This window comes from Streptomyces sp. NPDC031111 (genome assembly GCF_055570675.1).
Genome location: NZ_JBVIGS010000021.1, coordinates 41,305 through 55,360 on the forward strand (window position 1 = coordinate 41,305; position 14,056 = coordinate 55,360).

Here is a 14,056-nt window from a genome sequence, read left to right on the forward strand (position 1 = left end):
CGCCTCACCGGGCGTTGAAGTACTTGGCCTCCGGGTGGTGGATGACGATGGCGTCCGTGGACTGCTCGGGGTGCAGCTGGAACTCCTCGGACAGCCGCACGCCGATGCGCTCCGGCTCGAGCAGGTCGGCGATCTTGGCGCGGTCCTCCAGGTCGGGGCAGGCGCCGTAGCCGAGGGAGAAGCGGGCGCCCCGGTACTTCAGGGCGAACATGTCCTCCATGGCCTCCGGGTCCTCGCCGGCGAAGCCGAGCTCGGAGCGCACACGGGCGTGCCAGTACTCGGCGAGGGCCTCCGCCAGCTGCACGGACAGCCCGTGCAGCTCGAGGTAGTCGCGGTAGGCGTTGGCCTCGAACATCCGGGCCGTCTCCTCGCCGATCCGGGAGCCGACGGTGACGACCTGGAGGCCGACCACGTCCGTCTCGCCCGACTCCTCCGGGCGGAAGAAGTCCGCCAGGCACAGACGGCGGCCGCGGCGCTGGCGCGGGAAGGTGAAGCGGGTGCGCTCGTTGCCCTGCTCGTCCAGGATGATCAGGTCGTCGTCCTTGGAGACGCACGGGAAGTAGCCGTAGACCACGGCCGCCTCCAGCAGGTTCTCCGTCTGGAGCCGGTCCAGGAGTCCGCGCAGCCTGGGCCGGCCCTCGGTCTCGACCAGCTCCTCGTAGGTGGGCCCGTCGCCGGAGCGGGCCTGCTTCAGACCCCACTGGCCCTTGAAGAGGGCGCCCTCGTCGAGCCAGCTCGCGTACTCCTTGAGCTGGATGCCCTTGATGACGCGGGTGCCCCGGAACGGAGGCTCGGGGACGGGGTTGTCGGTGGCGACGTCGGAGCGGACGTGTCCGGCCTCGGGGCGCTCGTCGATCTCGACGGTGGCCGCGCGGACCCGGCGCTGCTTCAGCTCGGGCAGCTTCGCGCCCGGCACTCCGCGCTTGATGCCGATGAGGGCGTCCATCAGGCGCAGGCCCTCGAAGGCGTCGCGGGCGTAGCGGACCTCGCCCTGGTAGATCTCGTGCAGGTCCTGCTCGACGTAGGCGCGGGTGAGGGCGGCGCCGCCGAGGATCACCGGGTAGTCGGCGGCCAGGCCGCGCTGGTTGAGCTCCTCCAGGTTCTCCTTCATGATCACCGTGGACTTCACCAGCAGGCCGGACATGCCGATGACGTCGGCCTTGTGCTCGTCGGCGGCGTCCAGGATCGCGGAGACGGGCTGCTTGATGCCCAGGTTGACGACGTTGTAGCCGTTGTTCGACAGGATGATGTCGACGAGGTTCTTGCCGATGTCGTGGACGTCGCCGCGCACGGTGGCCAGCACGATGGTGCCCTTGCCGGCCTCGTCGGTCTTCTCCATGTGGGGCTCCAGATGGGCCACCGCGGTCTTCATCACCTCGGCGGACTGGAGCACGAACGGCAGCTGCATCTGGCCGGAGCCGAAGAGCTCGCCGACCACCTTCATGCCGTCCAGGAGGGTGTCGTTGACGATGTCGAGCGCCGGACGGGTCTCCAGCGCCTCGTCGAGATCCTGCTCGAGCCCGTTGCGCTCGCCGTCGATGATGCGGCGCTTCAGCCGCTCCTCCAGGGGCAGCGCGGCCAGTTCCTCGGCCCTGCCGGCCTTGAGGGACTTGGCGGTGGCGCCCTCGAACAGCTGCATGAGCTTCTGGAGCGGGTCGTAGCCCTCGCTGCGGCGGTCGTGGATGAGGTCCAGGGCCGTACGGACCTCCTCGTCGCTGAAGCGGGCGATGGGCAGGATCTTCGACGCGTGCACGATCGCCGAGTCCAGGCCGGCCTTGACGCACTCGTCGAGGAACACGGAGTTCAGCAGGATGCGCGCGGCCGGGTTGAGGCCGAAGGAGATGTTCGACAGGCCCAGCGTGGTCTGCACCTTCGGGTGGCGCTTCTTCAGCTCGCGGATGCCCTCGATGGTGGCGAGGCCGTCCTTGCGGGACTCCTCCTGGCCGGTGCAGATGGTGAAGGTCAGACAGTCGACGAGGATGTCCTCCTCGCGGATGCCCCAGTTGCCGGTGAGGTCGGCGATCAGCCGTTCGGCGATCTCGACCTTCTTCTCGGCGGTGCGGGCCTGGCCCTCCTCGTCGATGGTCAGCGCGATCAGGGCGGCGCCGTGCTCCTGGGCCAGCCGGGTGACGCGGGCGAACCGGGACTCGGGGCCGTCGCCGTCCTCGTAGTTCACCGAGTTGATCACCGCGCGGCCGCCGAGCTTCTCCAGCCCGGCGCGGATGACGTCGACCTCGGTGGAGTCGAGCACGATCGGGAGCGTGGAGGCGGTCGCGAAACGCCCGGCCAGCTCCTCCATGTCGGCGACGCCGTCCCGGCCCACGTAGTCCACGCACAGGTCCAGCATGTGCGCGCCCTCGCGGATCTGCTCCCGGGCCATCTCCACGCAGTTGTCCCAGCGGCCCTCGAGCATCGCCTCGCGGAACTTCTTCGAGCCGTTGGCGTTCGTGCGCTCGCCGATCGCCAGGTAGGAGGTGTCCTGGCGGAAGGGGACGGTCTGGTAGAGGGAGGCCGCGCCCGGCTCCGGGCGCGGGTCGCGCTCCGCCGGGGCCAGACCGCGCACCCGCTCCACCAGCTGCCGCAGGTGCTCGGGCGTCGTACCGCAGCAGCCGCCCACCAGGGACAGGCCGTAGTCGCGGACGAAGGTCTCCTGGGCGTCCGCCAGCTCTCCCGGGGACAGCGGGTAGCGGGCGCCGTCCTTGGTGAGCTCCGGCAGGCCGGCGTTCGGCATGCACGACAGCTGGATGCGGGAGTGGCGGGCGAGGTAGCGCAGGTGCTCGCTCATCTCGGCCGGGCCGGTCGCGCAGTTCAGGCCGACCATGTCGATGCCCAGCGGCTCCAGCGCGGTGAGCGCGGCGCCGATCTCGGAGCCGAGCAGCATGGTGCCGGTGGTCTCGACCGTGACGGAGACGATCAGCGGGACCTCGAACCCGGCGATCTCCATCGCGCGGCGGGCGGCCACGACGGAGGCCTTGGTCTGGAGCAGGTCCTGGGTGGTCTCCACGAGCAGCGCGTCGGCGCCGCCCGCGAGAAGACCCTCGGCGTTCTGCTGGTAGGCGTCGCGGATGGCGGTGAAGGTGGTGTGGCCGAGGGTGGGCAGCTTGGTGCCGGGGCCCATCGAGCCCAGCACCCAGCGGGTGCGGCCGTCCCGCGCGGCGAACTCGTCCGCCGTCTCGCGGGCGATGCGGGCACCCGCCTCGGACAGCTCGGCGACGCGCTCCGCGATGTCGTACTCGCCCAGGGCGGTGAGGTTGGCGCCGAAGGTGTTGGTCTCGACGCAGTCGACTCCGGCGTCGAAGTACTCGGCGTGGACCGAACGGACGATGTCGGGCCGGGTCAGGTTCAGGATCTCGTTGCAGCCCTCGAGGTTCTCGAAGTCCTCGAGTGTGGGGTCCTGTGCCTGGAGCATGGTGCCCATGGCACCGTCGGCCACCACCACTCGGGTGGCGAGTGCCTCACGGAGGGCGGACACACGGGTCCGGCTGTCGGCGGAAGGGGTCAGCGGCAACGAGGCCATGAAAGGGGCTCCCTCAGGTGCGACGGCTGTCGGCTTTGCGGCTGCCCGGGATGCCCGTGTCCGAGCGTCCCCGGCTGGGCGCACCCCGCCAGGGTATCGGGGACCTCGCCCTGATGTTCAGGGCGTCCACGGGGCGGACGATGATGGCCGACAGTCGACGTTCGGAGTACGGGTGGCGGAACCGATCAGGACCGACCATTAGCGAGAGGTCGGCATCGACCGGTAGTGTTCGACATTGCCGAACAGCGGCAGCGGCGCGTCGCGGGTCGACGGTCGAAGGGGACGGAGGCAGTACGGCGATGGCACGGAACATCCAGTCGCTCGAACGGGCGGCAGCGATGCTGCGGCTGCTCGCGGGTGGTGAGCGCCGGCTCGGCCTGTCGGACATCGCCTCGTCGCTGGGCCTCGCCAAGGGCACCGCCCACGGCATCCTGCGCACCCTCCAGCAGGAGGGCTTCGTCGAGCAGGACGACGCCTCCGGGCGCTACCAGCTGGGCGCCGAGCTGCTGCGCCTGGGCACCACGTATCTGGACGTGCACGAGCTGCGGGCACGCGCCCTGGTGTGGACGGACGACCTGGCCCGCTCCAGCGGCGAGAGCGTCTACCTCGGGGTGCTGCACCAGCAGGGCGTGCTGATCGTGCACCACGTCTTCCGGCCCGACGACAGCCGGCAGGTCCTGGAGATAGGGGCCATGCAGCCGCTGCACTCCACGGCCCTGGGCAAGGTGCTGTCGGCCTACGACCCCGTGGCCCACAGCGAGGCCCTGGAGGCCGACCGCAAGGCCTTCACGGACCGCACGGTGTGCGATCTGGACGGCTTCGAGCACATCCTCGACCTCACACGCGCGCGGGGTTACGCGGCGGACGTGGAGGAGACCTGGGAGGGCGTCGCCTCGGTGGCGGCGCCCATCCACGACCGGCGCCGCATGCCGGTGGGCGCGGTGGGCGTCACCGGGGCGGTGGAGCGGCTGCGCCGGGACGGCGAGCTGCGGCCCGAGCTGATCGCGGCGGTACGGGACTGCGCCCGCGCGGTGTCGCGGGATCTGGGCGCCGGGCGCTTCTGAGCGGAACACCGGGATGACCGGACGACCGGGATGCCTTACGGCATTCCGGTCACATCCGTACCCTGATGCGGACATACGGGGCATGAGCGACGTAGTGGCCCGAAGATCGATAACCCGCGGCGATCAATAACGATCGCGCTTTCGATAACCAAACCCTTGACGCCCGGGTGGCTCCGGGAAAGACTCCCGTCCATCGGTCGGCATTGTCGAACACCTACCGGCAATACGCGCTAGAGTGTGACAACGCCAAGGGCCGGCATCGCTCTCACCCCTGAGGGCGCCAATCCCCGGTGGGACCCGGGGGTCGGCTCCCTGGACGAAGGACAAAGGAGTCGCGGGTGTCCAGCTCCGACATCTTCATCGGCGAGACCATCGGTACCGCCATACTCATCCTGCTCGGCGGCGGCGTGTGTGCCGCCGTGACATTGAAGGCCTCCAAGGCCCGTAACGCCGGCTGGCTCGCCATCGCCTTCGGGTGGGGCTTCGCCGTCATGACGGCGGTGTACATATCCGGACCGCTCTCCGGCGCCCACCTCAACCCGGCCGTCACCGTGGCGCTCGCCATCAAGGACGGTGAGTGGAGCAACGTTCCGACCTACTTCGCCGGAGAGTTCCTCGGCGCGATGATCGGCGCGGCTCTGGTCTGGCTGGCCTACTACGGCCAGTTCCAGGCCCACCTCACCGACAAGGAGATCGTCGGCGGTCCGGGCGCGCAGGCCACCGCCGCCAAGGCGGTCGAGGCGCAGGAGAAGGGCGCGGGCCCCGTGCTCGGCGTCTTCTCCACCGGCCCGGAGATCCGCAACACGGTGCAGAACCTCACCACGGAGATCATCGGCACCTTCGTGCTGCTGCTCGCCGTCCTCACCCAGGGCCTGAACGACGCGGGCAACGGCCTCGGCGTGCTGGGCGGTCTGATCACGGCGCTCGTCGTCGTCTCCATCGGTCTGTCGCTCGGCGGCCCGACCGGATACGCGATCAACCCGGCCCGTGACCTCGGTCCGCGCGTCGTCCACGCCCTGCTGCCGCTGCCCAACAAGGGCGGCTCCGACTGGTCCTACGCCTGGATCCCGGTGGTCGGTCCGCTCATCGGCGGCGCCATCGCGGCCGGTGTCTACAACGTCGCCTTCGCGTAGCTCGCCAGGTCGCCGCGAAATCCCGAATGCTGTAGCAGCGCCGTACGTACTGCCCCGTAACCAAGGAACTCCCAGGAGCACACAGTGACCGACGCCCACACCGCCGGCCCGTTCATTGCCGCCATCGACCAGGGCACCACCTCCTCCCGCTGCATCGTCTTCGACCGCGACGGGCGCATCGTCTCCGTCGACCAGAAGGAGCACGAGCAGATCTTCCCCAAGCCGGGCTGGGTGGAGCACGACGCCACCGAGATCTGGACCAACGTCCAGGAGGTCGTCGCCGGAGCCATCGAGAAGGCCGGCATCACCCGCGACGACATCAAGGCCATCGGCATCACCAACCAGCGCGAGACCACCGTGCTGTGGGACAGGAACACCGGTGAGCCGGTCCACAACGCCATCGTCTGGCAGGACACCCGCACCGACGCCCTCTGCCGCGAGCTCGGCCGCAACGTCGGCCAGGACCGCTTCCGCCGCGAGACCGGCCTGCCCCTCGCCTCCTACTTCGCCGGCCCCAAGGCCCGCTGGCTGCTCGACAACGTCGAGGGCCTCAAGGAGCGCGCCGAGGCCGGCGACATCCTCTTCGGCACCATGGACACCTGGGTCATCTGGAACCTGACCGGTGGCACCAACGGCGGCCACCACGTCACCGACGTCACCAACGCGTCCCGCACGATGCTGATGAACCTGCACACCATGCAGTGGGACGAGAAGATCGCCGAGTCCATCGGCGTCCCGCTGGCGATGCTGCCCGAGATCCGCTCCTCCGCCGAGGTCTACGGCGAGATCACCGGCGGCAAGCTCGGCGAGCTGCTCGGCGGCATCCCCGTCGCCTCCGCCCTCGGCGACCAGCAGGCGGCCCTTTTCGGCCAGACCTGCTTCGCCGAGGGCGAGACCAAGTCGACGTACGGCACCGGCACCTTCATGGTGATGAACACCGGCGACAAGATCATCAACTCCTACAGCGGCCTGCTGACCACGGTCGGCTACCGGATCGGCGACCAGAAGCCGGTCTACGCCCTGGAGGGCTCGATCGCCGTCACCGGCTCCCTGGTGCAGTGGATGCGCGACCAGATGGGCCTCATCTCCACCGCCGCCGAGATCGAGACCCTCGCGCTCTCCGTCGAGGACAACGGCGGCGCCTACTTCGTACCGGCCTTCTCCGGACTGTTCGCCCCGTACTGGCGCTCCGACGCCCGCGGTGTGATCGCCGGTCTCACCCGGTACGTCACCAAGGCGCACCTCGCGCGCGCCGTGCTGGAGGCCACCGCCTGGCAGACGCGGGAGATCGCGGACGCCATGACGAAGGACTCCGGCGTGGAGCTGACCGCCCTCAAGGTCGACGGCGGCATGACCTCCAACAACCTGCTGATGCAGACGCTCTCGGACTTCCTGGACGCCCCCGTGGTGCGCCCGATGGTCGCCGAGACCACCTGCCTCGGCGCCGCCTACGCCGCCGGCCTCGCCGTCGGCTTCTGGAACAGCACCGACGACCTGCGCGCCAACTGGCGGCGGGCCGCCGAGTGGACCCCCCGCATGGACGCGGAGACCCGCGACCGTGAGTACAAGAGCTGGCTCAAGGCCGTCGAGCGGACCATGGGCTGGCTCGAGGACGAGGAGTAAGAAACCGCCATGACCACCCAGTCCACCCTGCAGTCCGTGCCTGCCCTGGGGACGCACCCGGCGTCCGGCTCGAACCCGAGCCGCGCCGAGACCCGGGAGCAGCTCTCCAAGGCGTCGTACGACCTTCTCGTGATCGGCGGCGGCATCCTGGGCATCTCCACCGCCTGGCACGCCGCGCAGTCCGGCCTCAGGGTGGCCCTGGTGGACGCCGGTGACTTCGCCGGCGCCACCTCCTCCGCCTCCTCCAAGCTGCTCCACGGCGGTCTGCGCTACCTCCAGACCGGCGCGGTGAAGCTGGTCGCGGAGAACCACTTCGAGCGCCGTGCGGTCTCCCGCCAGGTGGCCCCCCACCTGGCGAACCCGCTCACGTTCTACCTCCCCGTGTACAAGGGCGGGCCGCACGGCGCGGCCAAGCTCGGGGCCGGCGTCTTCGCGTACTCGGCGCTGTCCGCCTTCGGCGACGGCGTCGGCCACCTGCTCTCGCCGGCCAAGGCCGCGCAGGACGTGCCGGAGCTGCGCACCGAGAACCTCAAGGCCGTGGCCGTGTACGGCGACGACCAGATGAACGACGCGCGCATGGCGCTGATGACGGTCCGCGCGGCGGCCGAGTCCGGCGCGGTCGTCCTCAACCACGCCGAGGTGACGGGCCTGCGCTTCACCCGGGGCCGGGTCACCGGTGCCGAGCTGCGGGACCGTCTCTCGGGCGACGAGTTCGGGGTGAACGCCCGGCTCGTACTGAACGCGACCGGCCCGTGGGTCGACCACCTGCGCCGAATGGAGGACGCGAACGCGGCGCCGTCCATCCGTCTGTCGAAGGGCGCGCATCTGGTCCTGAAGCGGACCGCCCCCTGGCGGGCCGCGCTGGCCACGCCCATCGACAAGTACCGGATCACCTTCGCCCTTCCCTGGGAGGACATGCTGCTGCTCGGCACGACCGACGAGGAGTTCGAGGGCGACCCGGCGGATGTCGCGGTCAACGACAAGGACATCGCCCAGATACTCGACGAGGCCGCGTTCTCCATCCGCGACCAGCAGCTCGACCGTGATCTGATCACGTACGCCTTCGCCGGTCTGCGGGTGCTGCCGGGCGGCCCCGGGGACACGGCCAAGGCCAAGCGGGAGACGGTCGTCACCGAGGGCCGGGGCGGGATGCTGTCCGTCGCGGGCGGCAAGTGGACCACGTTCCGCCACATCGGCCGTACGGTGATGCGCAAGCTCCAAGAGCTTCCGGGGCACCCGCTGGGCGACGACTTCGAGCCGGTCGCCGCGCTGCCGAAGAAGCTGCCGCTGCCCGGTGTGGCCAACCCGCGCGCGGTGGCCCACCGCCTGCTGGTGGACGGCCCGGCGCCCGGCCCGCGCATGGCGGCGGACACCGCCAGGCACCTGGCCACCCACTACGGCTCGCTGGCGTTCGACATCGCCCGGCTGGCCAACGACGACCCGGCGCTGGCCCAGCGGGTCCACCCCGACGCCCCGGAGATCTGGGCGCAGGTCGTCTGGGCCCGGGACCACGAGTGGGCTCAGACCGCGGACGACGTGCTGCGCCGCCGCACCACCCTGACGATCCGGGGCCTGGCCACCGACGAGGTCCGCGCCAACGTCCAGGACCTGCTCGACAAGAGGTGACCGCAAGTCCCCGGCTCCCCCGCACGGGAGCCGGCACCGGGTGAGGGGCGACTCCGCGCCGACGGAGCCGCCCCTCTCCCGTGTCCGGGGCGTGGTCCGTGCCGCCACCGCCGCCGACCGGGCCGCGGTCGTCGAGCGGGACGGCGCCCTGGCCGGGGTGCTCACCTACGCGCTCGGGGACGAGGGGCTGGAGGTCGTCACGGTGGACGCGGTGCGGCGCGGCGGGTGTGGCCGGTGACCACCGACGACAACCTGGACGCGCTGCGCTTCCACCAGCGGCGCGGGCCGCGCATCGTCGGGTCGCACCGGGCGCGGTCGACGCGGCCCGCCGGCTCAAGCCGTCCGCTGTTGCTCTGAGCGGTGTTCCGAGCCCGCATAATGGCGGGATACATCGGAGGTCTGGCCGCTAGGAGGCGCAGTATGGCAGTGACCGACGAGGCGATCGAGAAGATCAAGGGGATGATCGTCTCGGGTGCGCTGCGTCCCGGCGCCCGGCTGCCGAAGGAGAGCGAGCTCGCCGCCGAGCTGGGGCTGTCCCGCAACTCCCTGCGTGAGGCGGTGCGCGCCCTGTCGCTGATCCGCATCCTGGACGTGCGGCAGGGCGACGGCACCTACGTCACCAGTCTGGATCCGCAACTCCTGCTGGAGGCGTTGAGTTTCGTCGTCGACTTCCACCGTGACGACACGGTCCTGGAGTTCCTCGCCGTGCGCCGCATCCTGGAGCCGGCCGCGACGGCCGCCGCCGCGACACGCATCAGCGAGGAGCAACTGGACGCGCTGTCGGAGCAGTTGGACCGGCTCGGCGAGGAGCCGTCGGTGGAGGACCTGGTCGCCGCCGACCTGGAGTTCCACCGGGGCATCGTGCGCAGCTCCGGCAACTCCGTGCTGTGCTCCCTGCTCGACGGTCTGTCCGGCCCCACCACCCGGGCCCGGATCTGGCGCGGTCTCACCCAGGAGGACGCGGTCGGCCGCACCCTGCGCGAGCACCGGGCGATCCTCTCCGCGCTGCGGGACCGGGACCCGGAGGCGGCGCGGTCCTGGGCGACGGTGCACATCGCGAGCGTGGAGCAGTGGCTGCGCTCGACGCTGTGACGGGTGTTTCCCGGTGTCCGACGGGGCAGTGATGGGGGCACTCCCCCTGTGAGGGGGCTGCGGGCGCCCCGTGGTCACGCCGTAAGGTTGGGGCGTACGCGAGGGCACGTCGGAAGGAGGCGCTGGGTGATCGAGCTCGAGGGGGTTCCCGAGCTGATCGACCCGGTCATGGTGGCCGCGTTCGAGGGCTGGAACGATGCCGGTGACGCCGCCTCCACCGCGGTCGCGCATCTGGACAGGGAGTGGAAGGGCGAGGTGTTCGCGGCGCTGGACGCCGAGGACTACTACGACTTCCAGGTGAACCGCCCCACGGTGTTCATGGACGGCGGGGTTCGCAAGATCACCTGGCCGACGACGCGGCTGTCGGTGGTCCGGGTCGGTGGTGAGAAGCCGCGCGACCTGGTCCTGGTCCGGGGCATCGAACCGTCCATGCGGTGGCGCTCGTTCTGCAACGAGATCCTCGGCTTCGCGCACGAACTGGGCGTGGAGCTGGTGGTCGTGCTGGGCGCGCTGCTCGGTGACACCCCGCACACCCGTCCGGTCCCGATCAGCGGGACCACGTCCGACCCGGACCTGGCCCGCCGCATGGACCTGGAGGAGACCAAGTACGAGGGCCCCACGGGCATCGTCGGCATCCTCCAGGAGGCGTGCACGCACGCGGGCGTGCCCGCGGTGTCGCTGTGGGCGGCCGTCCCGCACTACGTGTCGCAGCCGCCCAACCCGAAGGCCACGCTGGCTCTCCTGAACCGTCTGGAGGACCTGATCGACGTGCGCGTCCCGCTGGGCGAACTGCCCGAGGACGCGCGTGCCTGGCAGGTGGGCGTGGACCAACTGGCCGCGGAGGACAGTGAGGTGGCCGAGTACGTGCAGACGCTGGAGGAGGCCCGGGACACCGCCGAGCTGCCGGAGGCGTCGGGCGAGGCGATCGCCCGCGAGTTCGAGCGGTATCTGCGGCGCCGTGACGGGTCGTCGGGGCCGCCCGGCGGGCATGCCACGGCCGACGGCTCGGACGGCGCGTCGTACCGGCGGGACACTCCGGGCGGGCGCACCCGCCCGCCCAGGCCGCCGAAGCCGGAGGCGGACTCGGACGGCGAGGAGTCGTCGGAGGACTGAGGGAAGCGAGTGGGGCGCCCCGTTCGGAAACGGGGCGCCCCCTTTCTCGTGTTTCGCGCGCTTCTCGTGTTCGCGTTACAGCGCGACGCCGAGCAGCGCGTCCACCGCGCGGGAGACGACGCCGGGCGCGCCGGTGTCCGTGCCGCCGCTCTCCTCCTGGCGCACGGTCCAGCGGTCGACGGCGGCCAGCGCGGCCGGGGCGTCCAGGTCGTTGGCGAGCGCCTCGCGGATCTCCTCGACCAGCGCCTCGGCGGGCGGGCCGTCGGGGCGGGAGACCGCGGCACGCCAGTGGCCCAGACGGGTCACGGCGTCCTGGAGGACCTGGTCGGTCCATTCCCAGTCGGCGCGGTAGTGGTGGGCGAGCAGCGCCAGCCGGATCGCCGCCGGGTCCACTCCGTCGCGCCGCAGCTTGGAGACGAACACCAGGTTGCCCTTGGACTTGGACATCTTCTCGCCGTGCAGGGCGACCATGCCGGCGTGGACGTACGCCTTGGCCATGGGGAACTCGCCGGTGAGCGCCTGGGCGTGGGAGGCCCCCATCTCGTGGTGCGGGAAGACCAGGTCGGAGCCGCCGCCCTGGACGTCGAAGCCCATGCCGAGGTGGTCGAGGGCGATGGCCACGCACTCGATGTGCCAGCCGGGGCGGCCCCGGCCGAGCGAGCCGCCGTCCCAGCTCGGCTCGCCCTCGCGGGCGGCCATCCAGAGCATCGGGTCGACGGGGTTCTTCTTGCCGGGACGCTCCGGGTCGCCGCCGCGTTCGGCGGACAGCAGCCGCATGGCGGCGGCGTCGAGGTTCGAGACCTGGCCGAAGTGCGGGTCCGACTCGACGGAGAAGTAGATGTCGCCCTCGACCTCGTAGGTCGCGCCCAGATCGCGCAGCCGTTCGACGAGCGGGACGATGCCGGGTATCGCCTCCACGGCGCCTATGTAGTGGCGCGGGGGCAGCATCCGCAGGGCCGTCATGTCCTCACGGAACAGCGCGGTCTCGCGCTCCGCGAGCTCCGCCCAGTCGAGGCCGTCGCGCTCGGCCCGCTCCAGCAGCGGGTCGTCGACGTCGGTGACGTTCTGGACGTAGTGAACCTGCCGCTTGGTGTCGAGCCACACGCGCTGCACCAGGTCGAACGCGTTGTACGTCGCCGCGTGTCCGATGTGGGTGGCGTCGTAGGGGGTGATGCCGCAGACGTAGATACGGGCGACGGGACCGGGGTCGAGGGTGATCGGCCCCCCGGTCGCGGTGTCGTGGATCCTCAGGTCGCGGCCCTGACCGGGCAGGGCGGGGACCTCGGAAGCGGGCCAGGCATGCATGTACATGAGCCTAACCGGACCGGAGTTCCGGATACGAACCGGAGTCGCCCGGATGACCGGGAAGGCGCTCTTGCGCGACGGCGTCCGTCGTGCAGACCCCGGCCGGCCCGGACAGCCGGGCCGGGGAGTCGGACCGGGGAGTCGGACCGGGGCGTCAGACCGGGGGCCAGGGGATGGCGGGCCAGTCGCCGCCGGGCTGCGGGTGGGTGCCGGTGGTGAGGAGGGTGTCGACACGGGCGCGGGTGGCGTCGATCTCCGCGGGGGTGATGAGGGGGGCCAGGACGGTGGTGAGGGCGCCGTCGTCCGTGAGGGCCCGTCCGAGGCCCTCCAGGACGTCCAGCGCCTCCGCGGTCAGCGGCTCCCCCGCCCAGCCCCACAGTAGGGTGCGGAGCTTGTCCTCGACGTTGAAGGTGACCCCGTGGTCGATGCCGTACAGCAGGCCCTCGGCGGTGGGCAGCAGATGGCCACCCTTGCGGTCGGCGTTGTTGATCACCGCGTCGAGCACGGCCAGCCGGCGCAGCCGCTCGTCGTCGGCGTGCACGAGCAGCGCGGTGCGCCCCTCACCGACCTCGGCGAACCCGATCGCCTTCCAGCCCGGCTCCGGTTCCTCGCCGTCGACCAGGGCGAGGAGCTCCGCGCCGGGCGCCGTCTCGATCCACAGCTGGCACATCCCCTCGCCGTACGGGCCGTCGCGGAGCACGGTCGGCGGGACGAGCCCCCAGCCGGTCGCCCGGGAGACCTCGTACGCCGCGACCTCGCGCCCGGCGAGCGTGCCGTCGGGGAAGTCCCACAGGGGCCGCTCCCCCGCGACCGGCTTGTAGACGCACGCGGCCTCGCGGCCCTCGTACGCCACGGTGCAGTACAGCGCGGCGTTCGACGCCTCACGGATGCGTCCGCGCACGGTCAGCTCGCCCTCGGCGAGCAGCACGGCGGCGGCCGGATCGGCGGCCGTCACGCTCCGCGGCGGTATCCGTTCTGGCGCGGACATACGTGTCCTTCCGGGTCGAGCGGGAGGCTGCACAGCGGGCACGGCGGCCGCCCGGCGTTGACGACGTCGAGGGCGCGCTTGGCGAAGGCCCGGGCCTGCGCGCCGGTGAGCCGGACGCGGAGCATCGGGGGCCCGTTCTCCTCGTCCTGGAGCAGCCGCTCCTCGGCCTCGGCCAGGTCCTCCTCGGAGTCGGCGTCCAGCTCGACGAGGGCCTGTGCCTCGACGATCATGCGCTGCTCCTCGCCGTCCCAGGCGAGCGCCATGGTGCCGACGCGGAACTCCTCCTCGACGGGGGTGTCCAGCGGGGCGCTGTCGGTGATCTCGGTCGGTGCCATGGCGGGCACCGCGGCGCTGCCGCCGCTACGGCGTACGACCTCGTCGAGCAGTTCGTCCATCCGCTCGGCGAGCGCCGCGACCTGGGTCTTCTCCAGGGCCACGCTGGTCACCCGGGAGCCGGCGGAGGCCTGGAGGAAGAACGTACGGCGCCCTGGCAGTCCGACCGTGCCGGCCACGAAACGTTCCGGTTGGTCGTAGAGGAACACCTGACGGGACACGTCCTGTCTCCATTGAGAGTTGTGTGGGCCTTGTGGACCTT

At 71.3% G+C, this 14,056-nt stretch carries 12 protein-coding genes; 8 read left to right on the plus strand and 4 right to left on the minus strand.

The window, feature by feature from the left end:
- Positions 1-4 precede the first annotated feature (4 nt).
- On the minus strand, positions 5-3,517 hold the full coding sequence (metH, locus tag ACZ470_RS33115) for a methionine synthase (protein WP_468433264.1): 3,513 nt from the start codon (positions 3,515-3,517) through the stop codon (positions 5-7).
- Positions 3,518-3,816: 299 nt separating this feature from the next.
- Between metH and ACZ470_RS33120 the strand changes: the two genes are divergently transcribed.
- The 8 genes from ACZ470_RS33120 to ACZ470_RS33155 all read left to right on the plus strand — a co-directional run bounded on the left by ACZ470_RS33120 (position 3,817) and on the right by ACZ470_RS33155 (position 11,168).
- Entirely contained in the window at positions 3,817-4,581 is a 765-nt protein-coding gene (locus ACZ470_RS33120; protein ID WP_468433266.1) for an IclR family transcriptional regulator, read from the plus strand.
- 338 nt (positions 4,582-4,919) lie between these two features.
- Positions 4,920-5,714 carry an MIP/aquaporin family protein gene (locus ACZ470_RS33125; protein WP_468433268.1) on the plus strand — a complete coding sequence of 265 codons (795 nt, stop codon included), beginning with the start codon at positions 4,920-4,922 and terminating at the stop codon, positions 5,712-5,714.
- Between the two features lie 84 nt (positions 5,715-5,798).
- Positions 5,799-7,337 (plus strand): glycerol kinase GlpK, encoded by a 1,539-nt coding sequence (gene glpK, locus ACZ470_RS33130; protein WP_468433270.1) that lies wholly within the window; start codon positions 5,799-5,801, stop codon positions 7,335-7,337.
- A 9-nt stretch (positions 7,338-7,346) separates the two neighbouring features.
- A complete protein-coding gene (locus tag ACZ470_RS33135) occupies positions 7,347-8,963 on the plus strand; it encodes a glycerol-3-phosphate dehydrogenase/oxidase (protein WP_468433272.1) in 1,617 nt (538 codons plus the stop codon).
- Between the two features lie 40 nt (positions 8,964-9,003).
- Positions 9,004-9,201 (plus strand): hypothetical protein, encoded by a 198-nt coding sequence (locus ACZ470_RS33140; protein ID WP_468433274.1) that lies wholly within the window; start codon positions 9,004-9,006, stop codon positions 9,199-9,201.
- Entirely contained in the window at positions 9,198-9,320 is a 123-nt protein-coding gene (locus tag ACZ470_RS33145) for a hypothetical protein (RefSeq protein ID WP_468433276.1), read from the plus strand. Before ACZ470_RS33140 ends, ACZ470_RS33145 begins: the two co-directional genes overlap by 4 nt.
- A gap of 63 nt (positions 9,321-9,383) precedes the next feature.
- The gene (locus ACZ470_RS33150) at positions 9,384-10,055 is read left to right on the plus strand and encodes a FadR/GntR family transcriptional regulator (protein ID WP_468433278.1); all 672 of its coding nucleotides are present in this window, start codon (positions 9,384-9,386) and stop codon (positions 10,053-10,055) included.
- A 126-nt stretch (positions 10,056-10,181) separates the two neighbouring features.
- Positions 10,182-11,168: a PAC2 family protein gene (locus ACZ470_RS33155; RefSeq protein ID WP_468433280.1), complete on the plus strand. Its 987-nt coding sequence runs from the start codon at positions 10,182-10,184 to the stop codon at positions 11,166-11,168.
- A 75-nt stretch (positions 11,169-11,243) separates the two neighbouring features.
- Here ACZ470_RS33155 and mshC read toward each other — a convergent pair whose 3' ends face one another.
- The 3 genes from mshC to ACZ470_RS33170 form a co-directional block, all read right to left on the minus strand.
- Positions 11,244-12,473, minus strand: a complete 1,230-nt coding sequence (mshC, locus tag ACZ470_RS33160) for a cysteine--1-D-myo-inosityl 2-amino-2-deoxy-alpha-D-glucopyranoside ligase (RefSeq protein WP_468433282.1) — start codon at positions 12,471-12,473, stop codon at positions 11,244-11,246.
- Positions 12,474-12,627: 154 nt separating this feature from the next.
- A complete protein-coding gene (locus ACZ470_RS33165) occupies positions 12,628-13,461 on the minus strand; it encodes an SCO1664 family protein (protein ID WP_468433284.1) in 834 nt (277 codons plus the stop codon).
- Positions 13,425-14,015, minus strand: a complete 591-nt coding sequence (locus ACZ470_RS33170; RefSeq protein WP_468433286.1) for a DUF3090 domain-containing protein — start codon at positions 14,013-14,015, stop codon at positions 13,425-13,427. The genes ACZ470_RS33165 and ACZ470_RS33170 overlap by 37 nt, the downstream gene beginning before the upstream one ends.
- Positions 14,016-14,056: the final 41 nt, after the last annotated feature.